The following is a 24119-nucleotide window of genomic DNA, read 5'->3' as shown; positions in this document are numbered from 1 at the left end:
ATGAACTTCAAAGTAAAGAACGACACATTCCTGCGCGCGCTGTTGCGCCAGCCTACCGAATACACACCGCTGTGGATGATGCGCCAGGCCGGTCGTTACCTGCCCGAATATCGCGCCACTCGCCGTACGGCCGGCAGCTTCATGGGCCTGTGCAAGAGTCCGGACTTTGCGACCGAAGTGACTTTGCAGCCGTTGGACCGCTTCCCGCTGGATGCCGCCATTTTGTTCTCCGACATCCTGACCGTGCCTGACGCGATGGGCCTGGGACTGTACTTCTCGGAAGGCGAGGGCCCGAAGTTCGAGCGTCCGCTGGAAACCGAGGCAGACATCATGGCGCTGCAAGTGCCGGATATCGGCAAGGATCTGAAGTACGTAACCGATGCCGTGTCGCAGATCCGAAAATCGCTGGACGGCCGCGTGCCGCTGATTGGTTTCTCCGGTAGCCCGTGGACACTCGGTTGCTACATGGTGGAAGGCGGCAGCAGCAGCGATTACGCCAAGGTGAAGACCTTGATGTACAAAGAACCCAAGCTGATGCATCACATCCTCAATGTGACCGCGCAGGCAGTGACCGCTTACCTCAATGCGCAGATAGAAGCGGGCGCGCAAGCCGTGATGATCTTCGATTCCTGGGGCGGCGCGTTGTCACACTCGGCTTTCCACGAATTCTCGCTGGCCTATACCCAGCGCATCGTGGATGGCTTGATCAAGGAAAAAGACGGCGTACGCATCCCGTCCATCGTCTTCACCAAGGGCGGCGGCCTGTGGATTGAGAGCATCGCCGACATCGGATGCGACGCGGTCGGTCTGGACTGGACCATGGATATCGGCGTGGCGCGCCAGAAGGTCGGCCACAAGGTCGCACTGCAAGGCAACCTCGACCCGACCGTGCTGTTCGCCACGCCGGAAGTGATCCGCAACGAGGTGGAGAAGGTCTTGTCCAGTTTCGGATTCGGCAGCGGCCATGTGTTCAATCTGGGCCATGGTATCTCGCAACATACCGACCCAGAGAACGCCGCTGCACTGGTACAGGCCGTGCACGAACTCAGCAAGAAATATCACTAGAAAACGCTTGACAGACGCTGTTTTATGAACAGGCGTCCAATATAGAAAAGGCCATGGGCGCAGCTTCCATGGCCTTTTGCATTGATAAGATAAGTCTTTGAAAGTTAATGCAGTAATAAACTGCATGGAAAATGTGCTACAGAAAAAAACTGTATACACTGTTTACAGTTAGCGCACTTCAAGGGTGGTTGTCCACATTGTTATCCACAGGAAATGTGGACAATAAAAAAATCCTATATCGCTCAATAGGATTCGCTAAACTTCAAACAAAATACCGGAAAGAATCTGCACAAAATGCCCACCATCCGCGTCGCGCTCGACGTGCCCTTGTCAACACTTTTCGACTACACCGTCAGTGCCGAAATGCAGATCGAGATCGGTCAGCGCGTACTCGTACCTTTTGGCCGCAAGCAGGTGTTGGGCGTCGCGATGGAATGGGTAGAAACCTCGGATCTTGATGCCGGACGCATCAAACCGGTGACGCAGGTGCTGGATGACGTGCCTCCCCTGTCGCAGGATTTGCTGACCCTGTTGCGCTTCTGCAGCGACTACTACCACTTCCCTCTGGGAATGATCGTGCTGTCTGCCCTGCCCACACGGCTGCGCGCTCTGGAGCCGATCAAGCTGAAGCAGGCTTTGGACTACACGTTGAGCGCGGCGGGCAGAGCACTCGATGCAACAACTCTGCCCAAGCGACGCGTGGTACAGCAACGCATCCTGCAGGCCTTGCGTGCAGCACCGCTCAGCGGCGCGCAACTGCGCAATCTGTCGGCCAGCGCACCAGCCGCTGTGAAGGTGTTGCTGGAAGCGGGCTGGGTGGAGGTATGTGCGCCCGTGCCGCGCAGCACGCACACCTTCAACGACGCGCATGCGCTCACCAACGAGCAGCAACAGGCTGTCGATGCCGTCACGCAACAACAATCATTCGGCTGCTTCCTGTTGCACGGCATCACCGGCAGCGGCAAGACCGAGGTGTATGTGCATCTCATGCATGAAATGTTGCAACGCGGAGGGCAAGTGCTGCTGCTGGTGCCCGAGATCAACCTCACCCCGCAACTGGAGAACTATTTCCGCAGCCGCTTCCCGGATGTCGATCTGGTCAGCCTGCATAGCGGTCTGGCCGACGGCGAACGTGCGCAAAACTGGCTCAAGGCGCAATCCGGAGAAGCGCGCATCGTGCTGGGCACTCGCTTGGCGGTGTTCACGCCGCTGCCAAAGTTGACCCTGATCCTGGTGGACGAGGAGCACGATCCATCATTCAAGCAGCAGGACGGTTTGCGCTACTCGGCGCGCGACGTCGCCATCTTCCGCGCCAGCCAGCGCGGCGTGCCTATCGTGCTGGGTTCCGCCACGCCGTCACTGGAAAGCTGGCACAACGCGCAAAGCGGACGTTACCGTTTGCTCAAACTCACCCAGCGCGCGGTTCAGCCCGCCACGCTTCCCGTTGTGCGTTGCATGGATGTCACCAAGCTGCCGTTGCATGAAGGTTTGAGCGAACCTTTGCTGACAGCGATTGAAACAAGGCTGCAGCGCAAGGAGCAAAGCCTGATCTTCATCAATCGGCGCGGCTATTCGCCGGTGCTGATGTGCAGCGCCTGCGGCTGGTTATCCGAGTGCAAGAAATGCGTGGGCAAACTGGTGCTGCACATGAAAGACCGCAGCCTGCGCTGCCATCACTGCGGCTTTCAGCAGCGTGTGCCGCATGCCTGTCCCACCTGCGGAGATGTCGATCTCAAGCCGGTCGGGATCGGAACACAACGTCTGGAAGAGACCTTGCAAAGTCGTTTCCCGCAGGCGCGCATCCTGCGCGTGGACAGGGACAGCACGCGCAACAAAGGCACGTGGGCAGCCATGCGCCAGCAGATACACGACGGCGAGGCCGACATCCTGATCGGCACCCAGATGCTGGCGAAAGGCCACGACTTCCCCAACCTCACCCTAGTTGGAGTGATCAGTCCGGATGGCGCGTTGTACAGCTCGGACTTTCGCGCTTCGGAAAAACTGTTCGCTCAGCTGACACAGGTCGGTGGACGCGCCGGGCGCGCGGATAAAACAGGTGAAGTCATCGTGCAATCTGCTTTTCCAAACCATCCGCTGTTCCAAGCACTGCGCGCCCATGACTACGAAAGCTGGGCAAAGACACTACTGGCGGAGCGCAGCCTGGCGGGTCTGCCGCCCTTTGCATTTCAGGCCTTGCTGAGTGCGGAAAGCCTGCAAGAACAGTTGGTCATGCAGTTCCTGCATCAGACGCGTGAACTGGCCGAACAGATCAATTCGGAAGTTGAGATATACGGCGTCGTGCCGGCGGCCATGCCCAAGCGCGCCAACCATCACCGTGCGCAGTTGCTAGTACAAAGCGATGCGCGTAAAACGCTGCAGGCATTTTTAAGAATTTGGAAACCCGAGTTGGATGCTCTGCCATCACAAAAGGTACGGTGGTCTTTGGACATCGATCCGATGGAATATTAATAATGACCCGTCAGGGCTATATAAGTCCCTACTAAAATAGGCGTTATAATGCGCGCTATCAATCGATATGGAGCAGAAAATGGAAATCCAGCGCTTTACCCTCTCCAACGCAGCACTTCCCCTCAAGACTTTGTTCAGCGGCTACCTACTGGTGGTCGGTCTGGGTCTATTGTTCGCAGGTGGGCAGATCATGCTGACCCATGGCATGGCCGACGGCAAACTCGGACTGTCAGTCGATGACATCGTCTACAGTTACTACGGCAACCGCGAGGAGGGCTCCAAGCTGGTATCCAAGTTGAACGGCTCGATGAAGGACAACGCCCCCCCCGAGGTGCGCCTGGCCATGATCAAGTGGGCGGAGACTGGCGCTTCTCCGGAACAATGGGACAACCGCATCTCAATGGACATCGACCAGTATTGCCAACCCTGCCATGCCAACATCTCCGGCCTGCCCGACCTCAGCAACAAGGATGCGATGAAGAAGCTGCTGGCCGTCGACGAAGGCCAGCCGATGGCCACGCTGACACGTGTGTCGCACATCCACCTGTTCGGCATCTCGTTCATCTTCTTCTTCGTGGGTTGGATATTCACCTATTCGACCGGCATCGCACCGATGCACAAGGCCATCCTGATCTCGGTGCCGTTCGGCTTCCTGATCGTGGACGTGCTGGCCTGGTGGCTGACCAAGTTGCATCCCGGATTCGCATGGTTCGTCATCATCGGCGGCTTCGGCTACAGCATGGCGGCGGCGGTCATGATCTTCACTTCGCTGTACCAGATGTGGATCCTTCCGCTGCGCAAGAATCACCCGGTATACCCGCCCGCTGACGCCACGTGAGTGCTGAACAAACACTGCTTGAGCGCATCGCCGCCGTCCTGGGCGGCGATGCCGTTTTAACGGGCGAAGCAGCTACTGAGCATTGCCAAGACTGGCGAGGCCGCTATCGAGGCGAAGCCATCGCAGTCGCGTTCCCAGCAGATACGCAGCAAGTTTCCGAAGTTGTAAAACTATGTGCGGCTCAGCGTGTCGCCATCGTACCGCAGGGCGGCAACACCAGCCTATGCGGCGCATCCGTACCGCTCGCGGACGGCACACCGCAACTCATCATCAACCTGTCGCGCATGCACCGCATCCGCGAAGTGGATGCCACCAACTACACCATGACGGTGGAGGCAGGCTGCAAACTGGCCTCGCTATACGAAGCGGCGGATCAGGTGGAGCGATTGTTTCCGCTCGGCCTCACCGCCATCGCGCCGCACTGCGAGATCGGCGGCAATCTCTCTACCAACGCGGGCGGTATCGGTGTATTGCGCTACGGCACTGCGCGTGATCTGGTGTTGGGACTGGAAGTGGTATTGCCGGATGGCAATATCTGGCACGGTTTGCGCCGTTTGCGCAAAGACAACACCGGCTATGACCTCAAGCATCTGTTCATCGGTGCGGAAGGCACACTGGGCATCATCACCGCCGCCGTGCTCAAGCTCTATCCTCGCCCACGTTCCACCGCCACCGCCTGCATCGCCGTGCGCGATCCGGCTGCCGCGGTCGCCTTGCTGGCACATCTGCGCGCCACCTGCGGCGACACCATCAGCGGCTTCGAACTCATCTCGCGTTCCTGCCTCGATCTGGTGTTCAAGCACATCGACGACACGCACGAACCCTTTGCGACCAAACATGAATGGCTGGTCATCACGCAATTGAGCAACGTGTTGCCGGTCGCGCTGGATGAAGCACTGCGCAGTGCACTACAGGCATTCGACGGCGTGATCGCTTTCGACATCACCAACGACAAGGAACATGCCGAGCGCTGGTGGAAGCTGCGCAAGAATATCGCCGAAGCACAAAAGGCCGAAGGCATCAGCATCAAGCACGACGTGTCGGTGCCGGTCAGCCGCGTGGCGGACTTCATCGCCGACGCCAGCGCCGCCCTGTGCGCCGCGCATGACGGCATCCGCATCGTCGCCTTCGGTCATATGGGTGACGGCAACATCCACTACAACATCTCCATGCTCGATGCCGCGCAGAACGATGCCTTCATCAAGCAGCACGAACACGAGGTCAATCGCATCGTGTATCAGGTCGTCGCCGCACTGGATGGCAGCATCAGCGCGGAACATGGCCTGGGCCAACTCAAACGCGAAGAAGTCACCCACTACAAGAGTGCGCTGGAGCTGGAACTGATGCGCCAGATCAAGCACGCGCTAGACCCGCACGGTCTGATGAATCCCGGCAAGGTGGTGTAAGCTTTCGCCATCGAACCGCTCAAGGAGGTAGTGATGGCAAACCAACCCGAGATCACCAACATGGCCCTGTTCTGCGATTTCGAGAACGTAGCGCTGGGCGTGCGTGATGCCAAATACGCGCAGTTCGATATCAAGAAAGTGCTGGAACGTCTGCTGCTCAAAGGCAGCATCGTGGTCAAGAAAGCCTATTGCGACTGGGAGCGCTACAAGGAATTCAAAGCGCCCATGCATGAAGCCTCCTTCGAACTGATCGAGATCCCGCATGTGCGGCAAAGCGGCAAGAACTCCGCTGACATCCGCTTGGTCGTCGATGCGCTCGACCTCTGCTATACCAAATCCCACGTCGACACTTTCGTCATCATCAGCGGCGACTCGGACTTCTCACCGTTGGTGTCCAAGCTGCGCGAGAACAACAAATACGTCATCGGCATCGGTGTGAAGGATTCCACCTCCGATCTGCTCAGCGCTAACTGCGACGAATTCATCTTCTACGACGACCTCGTGCGCGTGCAGGAAGCCAAGAAGAAACAAGCCGCCAAGAAAGCGCCCGCCAAAGCGAAAGTTGAAGTCACCAAACCCGCTGCTGCAAAGAGCGACGATGACAAAAAGCAAGAGGCCATGGACTTCCTGGTCGAGACCGTAGAAGGCCTCATCTCTGAACGAGGCTCCGATGAGAAGATATGGGGTTCCATGGTCAAACCCACCATGCAGCGCCGCAGGCCCGGCTTCACGGAATCCTATTACGGCTACCGCTCGTTCAAGGAGCTGATTGAAGACGCGCAACGCAACAAGCTTGTGGTACTGGCTAAAGACGAGAAATCCGGCCAATACATGATCAAGCTGCCTGTATGAGCGAACGTTCCCGAATCACTTCTCCGTCCTTCCGCATGAAGGAAATGCCCGAAAGATAGGCGTACAATTCTGCGCATAGCGCTCCGCAACCTCGGTTTGCACACCCGAAACGACAGGGGCGCAATTGTCGGAGGATGGTATGGCGTTGCAACCTTGTTTCTCTTTCAGGGCGGAGAAGGCGCCGTCGGGCGAGCCTGTTCGCCCCGTGACTTCTCAGACCTGCACCGCAGGCGCGACCAGCGCGCGCCGAACATCATGACGTCTCCTTTGCATGCCAAGCGTATCGGCTGGGTGGTTCTGCTGCTGACGCTGGTGGCAACTGGTTTGTACTGGTGGCAGCTGACCAGAGCCGCCGGTCAGTTGCGTGCAGAAACGATCGCACAGGCCGAGTTGCGTGCAAAACAATTGAATGGTGCAGTCGCGGAACAGGTTTCCATCCTGGTGCGTTCCGCCGACCGCGCGGCCCAAGAGCTAGCCGAGGCCTATGGATCTGGCCGGAAGCGAGATTACGACACCATGGTGGCCAGGGTGGAGCAGCGATTTCCTTTGGGCTCCCTGCTGCAAATAGCGACTATCGATGCAGAGGGATACCTGGCCTCATCCAATTTGGGGATGAAAAGTCGCGTGTATCTGGCCGATCGCGAACATTTCAAGGCGCATCTGAACTCACCAGAGCCCAAGTTGTTCGTCAGTGCGCCTGTATTTGGCAGGGTCTCCAAACAATGGTCCATCCAGTTCACGCGCCCCATCCTGCGCAATGGACGTTTCAATGGCGTGATGGTTGTCTCGCTATCACCGGAATATCTGCATCGCTCTCTGGCGGCCACGACACTGGCCTCCGATGACGTGATAGCGATCTTCCGGCAGAGCGGGGAATACCTGGCGCGCAGTGTCGATAATGACAAGGCGATGGGCAAGCATGTCGGGGCGAACCGCGGCTTTGTCGGGCCGGATGCCGTGCCCAGCGGCTCATTCAAAACGCCGGCCAATTTCGACAAGGTCGTGCGACTTTTCCAGTGGCATCGAATCGATGAGGCGCCACTCGTGGTGGTGACCGGCCTGAGTGAAACCACCCTGCTTGGACCGGTCGAGGCGCTCCTCGCAAAGGATCGTAACCAAGCCATCGTTGCCACCACGATCATTTGGCTGATGGCATTGGCCGCCGCCGCGTTGCTGCGCAGACTGAGTGCGCAACAGAAAGAAACTTACGAGCGTGCCGAGCAGTTGGAAGCGGCTGGCAAGAAGCTGACGGCCAGTGAAAAGCGTTTGCGCAGTATCTTTGAGACAGACCCGCAGTGCATCAAGGTCGTGGATGCCACTGGACGGTTGCTGGAAATGAATAGCGCCGGTCTGGCGATGCTGGAGGCAGGCGGTCTAGAGGAAGCGCAGCAGAAGAATCTGATCGACTATGTCTGTCCGGAATACCGCGAGGCTTTTGCAGCCCTGCACCGGCGAGTCATGCAGGGTGAAAGCGGCAAGCTGGTATTCAAGGTCACCGGCCTGAAGGGCACAACCCGCTATCTGGAAACGCATGCCTCGCCCATGCTGGGTGTCAACGGTGAGGTGACCTCGTTGCTGGGCATCACCCGCGATATCAGCGACACCTTGTTGGCAGAGCAGCAATTGCGCATCGCCGCGACAGCCTTTGAATCGCAGGCAGGGATCATCGTCACGGATCCCGCCGGTAATATCCTGCGGGTAAATCAGGCCTTTACCAGAATTACCGGATACAGCGCAGACGACGCTGTCGGCAAGAACCCCAGCTTGCTGCAGTCTGGCAGGCACGACCGGAAATTCTACGAGGACATGTGGGGGAGCATAGAACGTAAGGGGGGCTGGGAAGGCGAGATCTGGAACCGGCGCAAGAATGGCGAGGCGTATCCGGAGCATCTCTCCATCACATCGGTGAAAGACGCGAAAGGGCACACCGTGAACTTTGTCGCCACGCTCATGGATATCACCGCAAGCAAATCGGCCGAGGAAGAGATAAAAAGTCTGGCCTTCTTCGACCCGCTCACCCAGCTCCCCAACCGGCGCTTGTTGCAAGATCGCCTGCAGCGGGCATTGACCGCCAGCGGGCGGAGCGGGCGAGGCGGTGCGGTACTGTTCATCGATCTGGATAACTTCAAGACGCTCAACGACACGCTGGGACACGACATCGGAGACTTGCTGCTGGCGCAAGTGGCCGGACGGTTGAGCACATGCGTGCGCGAGGGTGACACGGTGGCCCGCCTGGGCGGCGACGAGTTCGTGGTCATGCTGGAAGATCTGAGCGAGAATCTGCTGGAAGCCGCGGAGCAGGCCAGGAATGTCGGCACCAAGATACTTGGCGCGCTCAACATGCAATATATGCTGGGCGAATATGCTTATATCAGCACGCCCAGTATCGGCGCGACGCTGTTCGACCGCAACCTCTCGATTGATGACCTGCTGAAGCAGGCCGATATCGCCATGTATCAAGCCAAAAAGGCGGGCCGCAATACATTGCGATTCTTCGATCCGCAGATGCAGGAGTCGATCAACACCCATGCGGCACTTGACGCGGAATTGCGCAACGCGATCGAAAACGCGGAGTTCCAATTGCATTTCCAGGTGCAGGTGGACGATACGGGTCACCCCTTCGGAGCGGAAGCCCTGATTCGCTGGGACAGCCCGGGTCGCGGCTTGACGATGCCGGGTACCTTTATCCCGCATGCCGAAGAAACAGGGCTGATCCTGCCGATCGGACAATGGGTGCTGGAAACCGCGTGCAAACAACTCAAGGCATGGGCGCAGGATGAGATGATGTGCCGACTTGTGCTCGCGGTGAATGTAAGCGCCAAACAATTCCATCAGACGGACTTCGTCGCGCAGGTCCGTTCAGCAGTCGAAGACAACGGTATCGACCCGGGGCTGTTGAAACTTGAGCTAACGGAAAGCATGTTGCTGGGGGACATCGAGGAAACCATCGCCACCATGAATGCATTGAACGTGATCGGCGTCAGGCTCTCTCTGGATGATTTCGGCACGGGCTACTCATCACTGCAATATCTCAAGCGTCTGCCCCTCAACCAACTCAAGATAGACCAGTCATTTGTGCGGGACATCACCAGCGACATCAGCGACAGGACGATTGTCAGCACCATAGTCCTCATGGCGCAAAGTTTGAATCTGGATGTGATTGCGGAAGGGGTGGAGACAGAAGCGCAGCGAGTGTTGCTTGAAAAATCGGGTTGCAAGCAGTTTCAGGGCTATCTGTTCGGTCGACCGGTGCCGATCGGCAAGTTCCAGTCGTTGCTGCAAGCCTGAATGCCCCTTGGAATCTGGGTGAAAGTTCAAAATAATATCGCCGACCCCGAATGCTATAATTCGCGCCTCTTTTGAAGGCGTCCCGCAATGTCCGTAGTCCTGAATTTCAGATCCCATCTTTCCGAATTGTTCGCGCAGGCTTTGCGCGAGGTGTCGCCGGATTCGGCAGACACCGCCATCCTCATCGAGCGGCCCAAGCAAAGCGCGCATGGCGATTACGCCTGCAATCTGGCTATGCAACTGGCCAAGCCCTTGCGCAAGTCGCCGCGCGACATTGCGAATGCGCTGATGGCCGCGCTGCCCAAGACGGATTTCATCGAAAAGGTGGAGGTCGCGGGGGCGGGCTTCATCAACGTGTTCATCTCTCCGACGGCCAAGCAGGCGGTGGTGCATAGCGTGCTGATGGCGGGCGCGGGCTACGGTCATGTGCATGTCGGGCAGGGGCGCAAGGTGGGTGTGGAGTTTGTCTCCGCCAATCCGACCGGGCCGTTGCATGTCGGCCACGGTCGCGGTGCGGCGGTTGGCGATTGCTTGTGCAACGTGCTGCATGCGGCGGGCTGGAACGTGACGCGCGAGTTCTATTACAACGACGCGGGCGTGCAGATAGACAACCTGAAGCTGTCGGTGCAACTGCGCTGCAAAGGCATCACGCCCGATGATCCTTCCTGGCCGGACTCCGGTTATCGTGGCGATTACATCGCGGACGTGGCGAACGCTTACATGGCGAAGGAGACCGTCGAGGCGGACGACCAGCACATCACCGGTAAGGGTGATGTGGAGGATGTCGAGGCGATCCGCCATTTTGCGGTGGCCTATCTGCGCCGCGAACAGGATCTGGACCTGCGCGCCTTTCAGGTGGAGTTCGATGTGTTCTCGCTGGAGTCCGCGCTGTACACCGAGGGTAAGGTGGAGGCGACGGTGCAGAAGCTGATCGCCAGCGGCCATACCTATGAACAGGACGACGCGCTGTGGTTGCGCACCACCGATTTTGGCGATGACAAAGACCGCGTGATGCGCAAGAGCGACGGCGGCTACACCTATTTTGTGCCGGACGTGGCCTACCATCTGGAAAAATGGAAACGTGGTTTCGTGCGCGTGATCAACGAGCAGGGTTCCGACCACCACTCCACCATCACCCGCGTGCGTGCCGGTTTGCAGGCGCTGGATGCCGGCATCCCCCAGGGCTGGCCTGACTATGTGCTGCACCAGATGGTGACGGTGCTGAAGAACGGCGAGGAGGTGAAGATCTCCAAGCGCGCGGGCAGCTATGTGACTCTGCGCGACCTGATCGATGAAGTGGGCTGTGATGCGACGCGCTATTTCCTCGCCGCGCGTTCGCCGGATTCGCAGCTGGTGTTCGATATCGATCTGGCGAAATCGCAGAGCAACGACAATCCGGTGTATTACATCCAGTATGCGCATGCCCGCATCTGCACGGTGCTGGCACAGTGGGGCGGTGACAAACAGGCGCTCCACACGGTCGGGCTAGATGTGCTGGATAGCGACTACGAGAAGATGTTGCTGCAGAAGATGATCGACTTCCCCACGGTGATCGAGACGGCCGCGAACGACCTTGCACCGCACCAGATCGCCGTCTACCTGAAGGACTTTGCCGCTGATTTTCACAGCTATTACAATGCGTCCCGCTTCCTGGTCGATGACGAGCGGGTCAAGCTGGCACGACTGGCATTGATCGCCGCCATCGCGCAAGTGATACGGAACGGATTGTCACTGCTCGGTGTCACAGCGCCCGAGCAAATGTAATCACTCAAAAGGAACAACATGGCTTCTGCAGGCGGACCACAAAAATCCAAGGCGCTCGCATCACTGATCATCGGTATGGTGATTGGTGTCTCCATAGCGGGTATCGTCGCCTGGTACATGGTCAAGAAGAATCCGACCACTTTCAACCAGCCTTCGGTGGCGCGCGAGATGCCGAAGCCGGTGCCGCAGATCGAGGTGCCACAGCCTAAATCGAACGGGCAGGCAGAAACCACACAGCCGCAGTTCGAGTTCTACAAGGTGTTGCCGGACAAGTCCGAGGGGGCGACGGCCTCCAAACCGGCAGCGGTCGCCAAGCCACAACCCAAGCCGCCGGTGGATAGCACGCCTTATCTGGTGCAGGCTGGCTCATTCCAGAACGCGGATGATGCGGAGAAACTCAAGGCGCGCCTGGCGCTGGGCGGATTCGAGGCGAGCATCGTCAGTGTCAACCTGCCGGAAAAGGGATTGTGGCATCGCGTCCGCCTCGGGCCGTTCGCCGGTTTGGCTGCGGCGAACGCAACCATCGCCAGTCTGAAAACTAACGGCATCGCCGCGACCGCGGTGCGCGCCCAATAACCACAGGAGAAGAAGATGACACTCATGCGTAAACTGATCGTGGTCTTGCTGATGATGTGTGCTGTGCAAGTGCAGGCTGAAGTGATGGCCGGCCGCGACTACAAGGTGCTGAAGCCGGCTCAACCGACCAGCAGCGGCAGCAAGGTCGAGGTACTGGAATTCTTCTTCTACGGCTGTTCGCATTGTTTCCATCTGCATGGCCCGCTCAGCAACTGGGAGAAGACCATGCCCAAGGATGTAGACCTGCAATTCGTGCCGGTCATCTTCCGCGATTCATGGGAGCCGATGGCGCGCACCTACTATGCGCTGGAAGCGCTGGGCGAGCTCGGCCGCTTGCACAACGATCTGTTCGAGGCATGGAACGTGTTCGGGAGCGATCTGAGCGATCAGGAGAAGATCGCGGCTTTCGTCGGCAAACGCGGTGTGGATCGTGCCAAGTTCGATGCGGCCTATAACTCGTTCACGCTGGCCGGCAAGGTTGCACGCAGCAATCAGCTGGTGCGCAGCTATGGCGTGCGTGGCACGCCCACCATCGCCGTGGACGGCAAATACATCATCACCGGACTTGAGCCGGCAGACACCATTCGCGTATTGAACGAAGTCATCAAGATCGCCCGCAAGGAACGCAGCAAGCAATAATGAAGGTCGTCATCTCCGGCGCGTCGAGCGGCATCGGTCTTGCCCTTGCGCGCCATTATCTTGAACGCGGCGCGACCGTCGCCGCCTTCGCCCGTCGCGGCGAACTGTTGCAGCAACTCTCCACGCAATTCCCGGGCAAAGTCTTCCCCTACGCGCTGGATGTGCGCGATGCCACTGCCATCGTCGCGGCAGCGCACGATTTCATGGCGCGCGTCGGCACGCCGGATATCGTGATCGCCAATGCCGGGGTGAGTATCGGCACGCTGACTCGCCATGCTGAGGACAATGATGTGTTCCGCCATGTGATGGACATCAATGTGCTCGGTGCGGTGCAGACCTTCCAGCCCTTCATCGACAAGATGCGCGCAGCCGGCAGCGGCAGGCTGGTCGGTATCGCCAGCGTGGCGGGTTTTCGCGGCCTGCCCGGTGCGGGGGCCTATTCCGCATCCAAAGCCGCATTGATCTCCTACATGGAAAGCCTGCGGCTGGAGATGCACGGCAGCGGTGTGAAGGTGGTGACCATCTGCCCCGGCTACATCCGCACGCCGATGACCGACATCAACACTTATCCTATGCCGTTCATGCTGGAAGTGGACGATGCTGCACACCGCTTCGCGCGTGTGATCGAACGTGGTAGCTCCTTCACGGTGGAGCCCTGGCAGATGGGCGTGGTCGGGCGGGTGATGAAGCTGATGCCGAACTGGTTGTACGACCGGCTGTTCGCCAAAGCGCCGCACAAATCGCGCGCGCAACACTGATGGCGATCTACAAACGGTTTATCAAGGGCGGCGTGCCGGAGTATCTGGCCCATCATTACTGGTGGGCCTATCTGTGGGACAAGAGCATCTGGTTCTTCGACCATCAACCTGTCATCAACGCCATCCTGTTTGGCCAATACGACGAGCTGCTACACAAGACGCTGCGCCATGTCGATGCGCGATCGGGTGCGCGTCTGCTGCAACTGACCTGTGTGTACGGCAAGCTCACGCCGTCCTTGTTTCGCAACGCTGACAACGAAGTGCACCTGTGCGACGTGGCGACCGGTCAGCTGCAACTGGCGCGCGGCAAGACGCAGGACATCGCGCGCCGCATCCATCTGTCGCGCATGAACGCGGAGACGCTGGCCTATGCCAACGATGCGTTCGACCAGTTGATCCTGTTCTTCCTGTTCCATGAGTTGCCACCCGAGGCGCGGCAGAACGTGTACGACGAGATGGCGCGCGTGCTGAAGCCGGGCGGATCGGTGCTGGTCACGGAATATGCGGCGACGCCGCATCATCACCCGCTGTATCGTTTTCCGCTGACGCGCTGGATATTGGGAACGCTGGAACCGTTCCTGCCGGCGTTCTGGCAGGAAGATGTGACAGCGAAACTTGCGGAGGCATTAGAAAAGCAGGGGAAATCACTGGCCGGTGAGCCGCACGTCGAATATTGCTTCGGTGGGTTCTACCGGGTGATGCGCTACGATCTTGCATAGGGTGCCCCGGCAGTCGGAGCCTTCTACCGGTCTGTGCGAATACGCAGGAAGCGGGCGAAACGCGGGATGCCGGTGTCCTCGTTCACGCCGTTGTAGCGATAGCTGACCCAACTGCCCAGCGCCGGCGGAGTCCGCCGCTCCGCATCGGAGAAACCGCTTCCCAGGCGGAAGCGCAGTCCCTCGGGGGTTTCCACTTGCAGCGCACCCATCATCCCCGCGTACTTTCCTTTGCCCGGCAGATGTGCCACGACTCTGGCGTCCGCGTCCTGAAAAGGTTTGAGCTTGAGCAGGTCGTCGTTGCGTTCGGCGCGATAAAGCGACGCGCCGCGATGCAGCATCAATCCCTCGCCGCCCTGCCCGACGATGCGTTCCAGCATCGCTTGCAGCGCGTCGTGGTCGTTCACACGCAACTGCGCGACATGCTGCAGCCATGGCTGGCCGACGCGCGCGACGATCTGTTGCAGTGCCGCATCGCGCTCGTCGAACACGCCGGGATGAGTCGGCAGATCGAACACCATGAAATGTACCCGCCGCCATTCGGCATCATTGGGCGTCTGCTTGCGGATGATGGAAACTGCCAGCGCGAATTGTCCGCGTGTGATCCATAACTCACCGTCCAGCGGCACATTCGGCCACCCGGCGGTGAACCATTGCGGTGCATGGATGATTTCGCCGCCGCGCGAGAATAGCCGATGACCATCCCAATAACCGCGCATGCCATCCAGTTTTTCGCTGACCCGGTATTCGGCCAGCGGGATCTCGTCGCGATAGATGTTCGCCAGCATCAGTGGCGGCGGCTCGGCAGCGAGAAGTGGGGAAGGTAGTTGCAGCAGGAACAGCACCAGCCAGAACGATGTGAGTATTTGTCTCATATCCACCCCCGTCATTGATGAAACTACTAGCCAATCTACTAAGCCAGCAAGTTGGCAAGTGGCTGGTTATCCTGCGCAGGCCGAAGGGTCGGTATGACGGCAATCAGCCCGCGAGCTTTTGCTTCAGTACCTCGTTCAGTTGCGCCGGGTTGGCCTGGCCCTTGCTGGCCTTCATGGCCTGACCGACGAAGAAGCCGAACAGTTTGTCCTTGCCGCTGCGGTATTCGGTCACCTTGTCGGCATTCGCCGCCATGATCTCGTCCACGATCTTCTCGATTGCACCGGCATCCGACACCTGCTTCAGCCCCTTGGCTTCGATGATGGCATCCACTTCGCCGCCTTCCGCCCACATGCTGCGGAACACTTCCTTGGCGCCGGAGTTGGAGATGGTGCCGTCCACGATGCGCGCCAGCATGCTGCCCAGTTGCTGTGCAGTGATAGGGCATTGCGTCATGTCCAGTCCGTCGCGGTTCAGCTGCGCATTCAGCTCGCCCATGATCCAGTTGGCGCAGATCTTGGCATCGTTCGGCACGGCGGCCAGCACGGTCTCGAAGAAATCGGCCATTTCGCGCGAGGCGGTGAGGATGCTGGCGTCATAGGCGGACAGGCCGAGGTCGTTCACATAGCGCGCCTGCTTGGTCTGCGGCAATTCCGGCAGGGTGGCACGCATCTGTTCGATCCACTCGGGCGAGATCTCCAGCGGCAACAGGTCGGGATCGGGGAAGTAGCGGTAGTCGTGCGCGTCTTCCTTGCTGCGCATGGCGCGCGTTTCGCCGGTGTCGGGATTGAACAGGATGGTGGCCTGCTGCACCTTGCCGCCGTTCTCTATGGTGTCGATCTGCCACTGCACTTCGTAGTCGATGGCCTGCTGCATGAACTTGAACGAGTTGAGGTTCTTGATCTCGCGGCGCGTGCCCAGTGGTTGGCCGGGTTTACGCACCGACACGTTCACGTCGCAGCGGAACGAACCTTCCTGCATGTTGCCGTCGCAGATGCCGATCCAGCGCACCAGCGTGTGCAAGGCTTTGGCATAGGCCACCGCCTCGGCAGCGGAACACATATCCGGTTCCGACACGATCTCCAGCAGCGGTGTGCCCGCGCGGTTCAGGTCGATGCCGGTCATGCCGTGGAAGTCGCCGTGCAGTGATTTGCCCGCATCTTCTTCGAGGTGGGCGCGCGTGATGCGCACGGTCTTCTCATAAGGTTTTGCGTTACCGGACAGTGGGGCGACCTGAATGGTCAGCGCACCTTGCCCGACCACCGGCAGCTCGAACTGGCTGATCTGGTAGCCCTTGGGCAGGTCGGGGTAGAAGTAGTTCTTGCGTGCGAACACCGAGCGCGGTGCGATGTGCGAACCGGTGGCAAGGCCGAACTTGATGGCGCGTTCTACTGCACCTTTGTTCAACACCGGCAGCACGCCCGGCAAAGCCAGACTCACCGCGTCGGCCTGCGTGTTCGGCTCGGCGCCGAACTCAGTCGACGCGCCGCAAAAGATCTTCGAGTTGGTGGAAAGTTGAGCATGCACTTCCAGGCCGATAACGATTTCCCAGCTCATGTTCAGATCCCTTGTGGCGCGCGGCTGTGCCAGTCGGTTGCCAGTTGATATTGGTGCGCGACATTCAGCATGCGCGCTTCGTCGAAATAGTTGCCGATGATCTGCAAACCGACCGGCATGTTGTTGTCGCCGAAACCGCAGGGGATGGACATGCCGGGCAGTCCGGCGAGGTTCACAGCGATGGTGTAGATGTCGGACAGATACATCTGCACCGGATCGTCGCCTTTCTCGCCCAGCTTGAACGCGGTCGAAGGCGAGGTCGGCCCCATGATGACGTCGCAGTGCTTGTACGCCTCGACGAAATCCTGCGCGATCAGGCGGCGGATGCGCTGGGCCTTGATGTAATAGGCGTCGTAATAGCCGTGGCTCAACACATAGGTGCCGATCATGATGCGGCGCCGCACTTCTGCGCCGAAACCTTGTGCGCGGCTCTTCTCATACATATCAGCCAGATCGCCGTACTCGGGTGCACGGTAACCGTAGCGCACGCCGTCGAAGCGCGACAGGTTGCTCGACGCTTCCGCCGGGGCCAACACGTAATACACCGGCACGGACAGCTTGGAGTTCGGCAGCGAGATGTCGACGATGGTCGCGCCCAGCTTCTTGTATTCCGCGATGGCGGCTTCGATGGCTTTCGCGACATCAGCGCCCATGCCTTCGGCGAAGAACTCCTTGGGAAGGCCGATGCGCAGCCCGGTCAGGGGCTTGTTCAGGTCGCGTGTGTAATCTTCCTTGTCGCGTTGCAGGCTGGTGGAATCGCGCTCATCGAAGCCTGCCATCACGTTCATCATCAGCGCCAGGTCTTCTGCGCTGCGGCCCATCGGCCCGGCTTGGTCGAGGCTGGACGCGAAAGCGATCATGCCGTAACGCGAGCACACGCCATAGGTCGGCTTCAAGCCGGAGATGCCGCACAGTGCGGCCGGCTGGCGGATGGAGCCGCCGGTATCGGTGCCGGTGGCGGCAGCGCACAGGCGTGCCGCGACCGCTGCGGCCGTGCCGCCGGAGGAGCCGCCGGGCACGCGCGCCGTGTCCCACGGGTTCTTCACAGGGCCGTAGTAGGAGGTCTCGTTGGAAGAACCCATGGCGAATTCGTCCATGTTGGTCTTGCCGAGATTGATCGCACCCGCGTTGTTGAACTGCGCAATGATGTGTGCGTCGTAGGGCGACACGAAGTTGTGCAGCATCTTGGAGCCGCAGGTAGTTAGCCAGTCCTTGGCACAGAAGATGTCTTTCTGCGCGATGGGGATGCCGGTCAGCGCATCGGCGTTGCCTGCGGCCAGACGCGCATCTGCCGCTTTGGCTTGCGCCAGCGACATCTCCGGGTTGATGGTGATGAAGGCATTGAGCTGCGGATTGAGCTGCGCCATGCGATCCAGATAGCTTTGCGTCAGTTCGACGCTGGAGATTTTTTTGGCGCGCAAAGCGGCGCCCATTTGTTTGAGGCTGGATTCGAACATGCTGGATTACTCGATGACTTTGGGAACGAGGAACAAGCCTTGTTCCACCTGCGGGGCGATGGTCTGGAAGGCCTCGCGCTGGTTGCTTTCCGTGACCTTGTCTTCGCGCAGGCGCTGGGCCAGATCCTGGCTGTGCGACATCGGCTCCACGCCGTCGGTATCCACGGCCTGCATCTCGGCGATCAGGCCGAAGATGCCGTTGAGCTGCTTGCGTGCGGTTTCGATCTCGGACGGGTTCATCGCGAGGCGCGCCAGACGGGCGACTTTTTCGACATCCTGGGTAGTTAAAGACATGGCAAAGACTATATTCAAACAGGGCTGATAGGGTATCATACGCCGCCCTTTGCGACACCCCTTTGACTACAGGACTCAACATGTTCGGACTGTTCAACAACTACTTCTCCAACGACCTCGCCATTGACCTTGGTACGGCTAACACACTGATCTGGCTGCGCGGACACGGCATCGTGCTCGACGAGCCGTCCGTGGTGGCGATCCGGCAGGAGGGCGGGCCGAACGGCAAGAAGGTGATCCAGCAGGTCGGTCTGGCCGCCAAGCAGATGCTGGGCCGCACACCGGGCAACATCACCGCCATCCGCCCGATGAAGGATGGCGTGATCGCCGACTTCACCGTGACCGAACAGATGCTCAAGCAGTTCATCCGCCGTGTGCACAAATCCAGCATTTTCACCCCCAGCCCGCGCATCGTGATCTGCGTACCGTGCGGTTCGACCCAGGTCGAGCGCCGCGCCATCCGCGAGTCGGCATACGGTGCCGGTGCGCGTCGCGTGGAACTGATTGAAGAGCCGATGGCGGCCGCGATCGGTGCCGACCTGCCGGTCGAAGATGCCACCGGTTCCATGGTGGTGGACATCGGCGGTGGCACCACCGAAGTGGGCGTGATCTCGCTGGGCGGTGCGGTGTATTCCGGTTCCGTGCGCGTCGGCGGCGACAAATTCGACGATGCCATCATCAACTACATCCGCCGCAACTATGGCATGCTGATCGGCGAGACCACCGCCGAGCAGATCAAGAAGCAGATCGGTTCCGCATTCCCGGGTAGCGAAGTGCGGGAGATGGAAGTGAACGGCCGTAATCTGGCCGAAGGCGTGCCGCGCAGTTTCACCATCTCCAGCAACGAGATCCTCGAAGCGTTGACCGATCCGCTGAACAGTATCGTCAGCGCCGTGAAGACCGCGCTGGAACAGACGCCGCCGGAACTGGGCGCGGACATCGCCAGCAAAGGCATGGTGCTCACCGGCGGCGGCGCGTTGTTGCGCGACCTCGACCGCCTGCTGATGGAAGAGACAGGTCTGCCGGTGGTGATCGCCGACGACCCGCTGACCTGTGTGGTGCGCGGTTCCGGCAAGGCGCTGGACTGCATGGACAAATACACCAACATCTTCACCTCCGATTGATCTAAGTGGCGCTGGAAGACACCCGCACCCTGCGCTTCTTCAATCGCGGCCCGAGTGCGGTCGCGCGGCTGGTGTTCTTCTCGGTGCTGTCGTTGCTGCTGCTGTTCGTGGATGCACGCTACCAGTATCTGGAATCCACGCGCCAGGTCATCTCCATCATCATCTATCCCTTCCAGCGCCTGACCGCCTTGCCCGGCGAGATGTGGGACGGTGCCAATGCTTTCATCTCTCTGCAGAGTCATCTGGTTGCGGACAATGCGCAACTGCATCTGCGGCATGACGCGGATTCGGCGCAACTCAAGCAGATGGAGACGGTGCTAAGTGAGAACGCGCAGCTGCGCGCCTTGCTTGAGATCAAACAGCGCGCCGAGTACAGCGTGCTGGCCGCGCAGATCGTCTATTTGGAGCGCGACATCTTCAAACGCAAACTGTTTGTCGATGCGGGCGAACAGAACGGCGTGCAGGCGGGGCGCGCGGTGGTAGACAATAGCGGTGTGGTCGGCCAAGTCACGCGTACCTATCCCTACTTGTCCGAGGTCACGCTGGTGACCGACAAGGACAACGTGGTGCCGGTGCAGGTGGTGCGCACCGGTCTGCGCGCCGCCGTGTTCGGTTCGGGCAACATCAGCGAACTGGAACTGCGCTATCAGCCGGTGGATGTGGACATCCAGGTTGGCGACGAGCTGGTGACCTCGGGTATGGATGGCACCTACCCTCCGGCACTGCCGGTCGCCAAAGTGATCCGCGTCGAGCGCGATCCGGCCTATCCGTTCGCGCGTATCGCCTGTGTGCCGCTGGCCGGTGTCGATCGCCATCGCACATTGTTGATCGTGTCCGGCGTCCCGACCCTGCCGCCGCGCCCCGCTGCGGATGATGCACACGGCACCGCCGTTCCGGGCAAAAAAGCTCCCCGTCGAGGTACGCCATGAGACACCAGATGACCATGGACCGCGAATTCCTGTTGCCAGCCAGCCGGCGTTTCATCTTGGCCAGCTTCATCGCAGCCGTGTTGCTGGAGTGGCTGCCTTGGCACGGCATGGCGCTGGTGTTGCGTCCCGACTTCGTCGGTCTGATGCTGCTCTACTGGTGCACGCACAAACCCCACCGTGTGGGCATCGGTATCGGCTGGATGCTGGGCATCTTCGTCGATGTGGCGGATGCCAGCCTGTTCGGCCAGCATGCGCTGGCCTATTCGGTACTGGCGTTCGGCGGCCTGGTGCTCAATCGCCGCGTGCAGATGTTCAGCCTGAAGGAGCAGTCCGTGCACGTGTTCGTGCTGCTGCTCGCCAGCTATGCGGTGTATGCCCTGGTGCACTGGCAGGTGCGGGGCTACGTCGAGTGGAACTATTTCCTCGGTAGCCTGACCTCCGCCCTGTTGTGGGCGCCGCTGACCCTGCTCATCCAGACCTTGCGCCGTCCGCGCCGCAATCCGAACGAACTATGACGCCACATGTCGAGCTGAAGAACCATCAGCGCGAGCGGTACCTGTTCAGCCTGCGCCTGATCTTCTGTCTCGGCTTCGTTGCTGTGCTGTTGGCGATTCTGGTGGCGCGCACTTTCTATCTGCAGGTGTGGAAGCACGAATATTTCGACACCATGGCGGAGAGCAACCGCATCTTCGTGGTTCCCATCGTGCCCAATCGCGGTGTGATCACCGACCGCCACGGCGAGGTGTTGGCGCGCAACTATGCCGGCTACACGCTGGAGCTGACGCCTGAGAAGATCCCCGATCTGAATGCCACCATCGAAGAGATCGGCAAGCTGGTGGAGATCAAACCCAAGGATCTGCGCCGTTTCAGGAAACTGATGTCGGAGCGCCGTTCACTGCAGACACTGCCGGTGAAGACGCGACTGACCGACGAGGAGCTGGCGCGTTTCGCCGCGCAGCGTTATCGCTTCCCCGGCGTAGAGATCAAGGCGCGCCTGTTCCGCGAATACCCGCTGTCGGACACGACCTCCCATTTGCTCGGTTACATCGGCCGCATCAACCAGCTGGAGCTGGACGATCTGGAAAAGAAGAATCTCGCGGGCAACTACATGGGTTCCGACTACATCGGCAAGACCGGCATCGAGGAGCGCTACGAGAAAGAGATGCACGGCGTGACCGGTTTCGAACAGATCGAGGTGGATGCGGGCGGACGCGCCGTGCGTATGCTGTCGCGCACGCCGCCGCAATCGGGCAAGGATCTGCAGCTGACACTGGATGCGGGCCTGCAGAAGGTGGCGGAGGAGGCCTTCGGTGATTATCGCGGCGCGCTGGTGGCGATCGATCCGGCTAACGGCGAGATACTTTCTTTCGTCAGCAAACCCGGTTACGACCCCAACCTGTTCATCGATGGTATCGATACGGAAAGCTGGGACGCACTGAACAATTCCCCCGATGTGCCGCTGAACAACCGCGCTCTGCGCGGCCAGTACCCGCCCGGCTCCACCATCAAACCGTTCATGGCGCTGACCGGATTGCATTTCGACGCGCGTTCGCCCGCTTTCAGTATCAGCGACCCCGGTTACTACATGCTGCCGGGCAGTTCGCACCAGTACCGCGACTGGAAGACCGGCGGGCATGGCAAGGTCGATCTGTTCAAGTCCATCGTTGTTTCGTGCGATACCTATTACTACGGCCTGGCGACCGAGCTGGGCATCGACCGCATGCACGAGTATCTGGAGCAGTTCGGTTTCGGCAAGCAGACCGGCATCGACCTGAAAGGCGAGACATCAGGGCTGCTACCTTCTACGGAATGGAAGAGGAAGCGATATGAGCAGATATGGTATCCGGGCGACACCGTATCGGCCGGTATCGGGCAGGGCTATAACCTCGTCACCCCGCTGCAACTGGCTTTCGCCACCGCCATATTGGCGAACGATGGCGTGGCCTACAAGCCGCATCTGGTGAAGGAGATACAGCATGCGCCCGATGAAAAGCAGGCGCAGCCTGAGCCGTTGTACGACCTGCACATTCCTGCCGAGCATCTGGCGCTGGTGAAAGGTGCCATGCAGGCGGTGGTCAAGCCTGGTGGCACGGCGGTCGGTGCATTCTGGGGCGTGCCCTACCCGGTGGCTGGCAAGACCGGTACCGCGCAGGTCATCGGCATGAAGCAGGGAGAGAAGTACGATGAGGACAAGGTCTCCGAATACAATCGTGACCATGCATGGTTCATCGCCTTCGCGCCGGCGGACAAACCGCGTATCGCGCTGGCCGTGCTGGCCGAGAACGGCGGCCACGGCGGCTCCACCGCCGCGCCCATCGCGCGCAAGGTGCTGGACTACTACCTGCTTGGCAAGAAGCCCAAGCCGCTGCAGAAGGTGATCGAACAAGCGGGGGCGGAGGACGATTGATGAATCTGCGACTGATCAAACAACGTTTCATGCTACATCTGGATCCCATACTCCTGTCGGGTCTGGGAGCGCTGCTACTGGTCAGCCTGCTGACACTGTACAGCGCCAGCGGCGGCAACGAGATGCGCGTGTTCGGCCAGCTGGGCAATATCGCCATCGGCTTCGTCGCGCTGTGGATCGTCGCCAACATGCCTTTGCACTGGCTGATGCGCATCGCGGTGCCGATCTATGTGCTGGGCATGCTCATGCTGATCGGCGTCGCCCTGTTCGGTGAAATCAGTCACGGTGCGCGGCGCTGGCTCAATCTTGGCTTCATGAATTTCCAGCCCTCGGAGCTGATGAAAGTCGCCGTGCCGCTGATGATGGCCTGGTACTTCGAGAAACACGAAGCCACGCTCACCATGAAAAACTATGTGATCGCCACCCTGCTGCTGTTGATGCCGGTCGCCCTCATCCTGCGCCAGCCCGATCTGGGCACCTCTATCCTGATCGCCGCCAGCGGTTTCTATGTGCTGTTCCTTGCCGGCCTGTCGTGGCGCATCATCGGCGGACTGCTGGTGGGGGCCGCCGCCAGCGCACCCTTCCTGTGGAACATGCTGCATGATTACCAGCGCCACCGTATCCTGATGCTATTCGATCCCTCACAGGATGCGCTGGGCAAGGGATACCACACCATACAGGGCATGATCGCGGTCGGCTCGGGCGGCTTGCTGGGCAAAGGCTATATGCAGGGTACGCAGACCCATCTGGAATTCCTGCCCGAGCGCACCACCGACTTCATCTTCGCCGTCTGGTCGGAAGAGTTCGGCTTCGTCGGCAATCTGTTCCTGCTGGGATTGTTCGCCTTCGTCATCGGCCGCGGCTTCATGATCACGGCCGCCGCTTCCACCTATTTCACACGTCTGATGGCGGGCAGCATCACGCTCACCTTCTTCACATATGCTTTCGTCAACATGGGCATGGTCAGCGGCATCCTGCCTGTGGTCGGCGTGCCGCTGCCGCTGGTAAGCTACGGCGGCACCTCCATGCTTACGCTGTTGCTCGGCTTCGGTGTACTGATGAGCATCCACACCCACCAACGTCTGGTCAAAACCTGAGGGAGTCACC

Annotated in this window: 20 protein-coding genes; 16 read left to right on the top strand and 4 right to left on the bottom strand. The window is 59.8% G+C overall.

What is annotated here, in order from left to right; genetic code table 11:
• From hemE to ACYCZ5_RS03530, 11 genes are all read left to right on the top strand, one after another.
• On the top strand, positions 1-1065 hold the full coding sequence (hemE, locus tag ACYCZ5_RS03580) for a uroporphyrinogen decarboxylase (RefSeq protein ID WP_461543410.1): 1065 nt from the start codon (positions 1-3) through the stop codon (positions 1063-1065).
• A gap of 294 nt (positions 1066-1359) precedes the next feature.
• A complete protein-coding gene (locus ACYCZ5_RS03575) occupies positions 1360-3534 on the top strand; it encodes a primosomal protein N' (RefSeq protein WP_461543409.1) in 2175 nt (724 codons plus the stop codon).
• 79 nt (positions 3535-3613) lie between these two features.
• A complete protein-coding gene (locus ACYCZ5_RS03570) occupies positions 3614-4372 on the top strand; it encodes an elongation factor-1 alpha (protein WP_461543408.1) in 759 nt (252 codons plus the stop codon).
• Positions 4369-5778, top strand: coding sequence for an FAD-binding oxidoreductase (locus tag ACYCZ5_RS03565; RefSeq protein ID WP_461543407.1), 1410 nt, complete (start codon positions 4369-4371; stop codon positions 5776-5778). Before ACYCZ5_RS03570 ends, ACYCZ5_RS03565 begins: the two co-directional genes overlap by 4 nt.
• Positions 5779-5811: 33 nt before the next feature.
• Positions 5812-6630, top strand: coding sequence for an NYN domain-containing protein (locus ACYCZ5_RS03560; RefSeq protein WP_461543406.1), 819 nt, complete (start codon positions 5812-5814; stop codon positions 6628-6630).
• 255 nt (positions 6631-6885) lie between these two features.
• Positions 6886-9918: a bifunctional diguanylate cyclase/phosphodiesterase gene (locus ACYCZ5_RS03555; protein ID WP_461543405.1), complete on the top strand. Its 3033-nt coding sequence runs from the start codon at positions 6886-6888 to the stop codon at positions 9916-9918.
• An 87-nt stretch (positions 9919-10005) separates the two neighbouring features.
• Positions 10006-11682, top strand: coding sequence for an arginine--tRNA ligase (gene argS, locus ACYCZ5_RS03550; protein WP_461543404.1), 1677 nt, complete (start codon positions 10006-10008; stop codon positions 11680-11682).
• 18 nt (positions 11683-11700) lie between these two features.
• Positions 11701-12258 carry an SPOR domain-containing protein gene (locus tag ACYCZ5_RS03545; RefSeq protein WP_461543403.1) on the top strand — a complete coding sequence of 186 codons (558 nt, stop codon included), beginning with the start codon at positions 11701-11703 and terminating at the stop codon, positions 12256-12258.
• 15 nt (positions 12259-12273) lie between these two features.
• Positions 12274-12897, top strand: a complete 624-nt coding sequence (locus tag ACYCZ5_RS03540) for a thiol:disulfide interchange protein DsbA/DsbL (RefSeq protein ID WP_461543402.1) — start codon at positions 12274-12276, stop codon at positions 12895-12897.
• On the top strand, positions 12897-13655 hold the full coding sequence (locus ACYCZ5_RS03535; protein WP_461543401.1) for an SDR family oxidoreductase: 759 nt from the start codon (positions 12897-12899) through the stop codon (positions 13653-13655). Before ACYCZ5_RS03540 ends, ACYCZ5_RS03535 begins: the two co-directional genes overlap by 1 nt.
• Positions 13655-14374 (top strand): methyltransferase domain-containing protein, encoded by a 720-nt coding sequence (locus ACYCZ5_RS03530; RefSeq protein ID WP_461543400.1) that lies wholly within the window; start codon positions 13655-13657, stop codon positions 14372-14374. The genes ACYCZ5_RS03535 and ACYCZ5_RS03530 overlap by 1 nt, the downstream gene beginning before the upstream one ends.
• Positions 14375-14397: 23 nt before the next feature.
• Here ACYCZ5_RS03530 and ACYCZ5_RS03525 read toward each other — a convergent pair whose 3' ends face one another.
• The 4 genes from ACYCZ5_RS03525 to gatC form a co-directional block, all read right to left on the bottom strand.
• Positions 14398-15246 carry a DNA ligase gene (locus tag ACYCZ5_RS03525; RefSeq protein WP_461543399.1) on the bottom strand — a complete coding sequence of 283 codons (849 nt, stop codon included), beginning with the start codon at positions 15244-15246 and terminating at the stop codon, positions 14398-14400.
• A 103-nt stretch (positions 15247-15349) separates the two neighbouring features.
• The gene (gene gatB, locus ACYCZ5_RS03520) at positions 15350-16801 is read right to left on the bottom strand and encodes an Asp-tRNA(Asn)/Glu-tRNA(Gln) amidotransferase subunit GatB (RefSeq protein WP_461543398.1); all 1452 of its coding nucleotides are present in this window, start codon (positions 16799-16801) and stop codon (positions 15350-15352) included.
• A 2-nt stretch (positions 16802-16803) separates the two neighbouring features.
• Positions 16804-18258 carry an Asp-tRNA(Asn)/Glu-tRNA(Gln) amidotransferase subunit GatA gene (gatA, locus tag ACYCZ5_RS03515; RefSeq protein ID WP_461543397.1) on the bottom strand — a complete coding sequence of 485 codons (1455 nt, stop codon included), beginning with the start codon at positions 18256-18258 and terminating at the stop codon, positions 16804-16806.
• 6 nt (positions 18259-18264) lie between these two features.
• Positions 18265-18552, bottom strand: coding sequence for an Asp-tRNA(Asn)/Glu-tRNA(Gln) amidotransferase subunit GatC (gatC, locus tag ACYCZ5_RS03510; protein WP_461543396.1), 288 nt, complete (start codon positions 18550-18552; stop codon positions 18265-18267).
• A gap of 80 nt (positions 18553-18632) precedes the next feature.
• On the opposite strand from gatC, the gene ACYCZ5_RS03505 reads away from it, so the two are divergent.
• The 5 genes from ACYCZ5_RS03505 to rodA are packed head-to-tail and all read left to right on the top strand — an operon-like array spanning position 18633 to position 24109.
• On the top strand, positions 18633-19676 hold the full coding sequence (locus ACYCZ5_RS03505) for a rod shape-determining protein (RefSeq protein WP_459721574.1): 1044 nt from the start codon (positions 18633-18635) through the stop codon (positions 19674-19676).
• Positions 19677-19681: 5 nt separating this feature from the next.
• Positions 19682-20605, top strand: a complete 924-nt coding sequence (gene mreC / locus ACYCZ5_RS03500; RefSeq protein ID WP_461543395.1) for a rod shape-determining protein MreC — start codon at positions 19682-19684, stop codon at positions 20603-20605.
• Positions 20602-21120, top strand: a complete 519-nt coding sequence (gene mreD, locus ACYCZ5_RS03495) for a rod shape-determining protein MreD (RefSeq protein WP_461543394.1) — start codon at positions 20602-20604, stop codon at positions 21118-21120. Before mreC ends, mreD begins: the two co-directional genes overlap by 4 nt.
• Complete coding sequence (gene mrdA / locus ACYCZ5_RS03490) at positions 21117-23012, top strand: penicillin-binding protein 2 (RefSeq protein ID WP_461543393.1); 1896 nt, start codon at positions 21117-21119, stop codon at positions 23010-23012. Before mreD ends, mrdA begins: the two co-directional genes overlap by 4 nt.
• Complete coding sequence (rodA, locus tag ACYCZ5_RS03485) at positions 23012-24109, top strand: rod shape-determining protein RodA (protein ID WP_461543392.1); 1098 nt, start codon at positions 23012-23014, stop codon at positions 24107-24109. The genes mrdA and rodA overlap by 1 nt, the downstream gene beginning before the upstream one ends.
• The last annotated feature ends 10 nt before the right edge of the window (positions 24110-24119 follow it).

It is taken from the genome of Sideroxydans sp. (assembly GCF_054604835.1).
The sequence above is the reverse complement of the archived record's forward strand: the minus strand, read 5'-3'. Positions and strand labels throughout refer to the sequence as shown.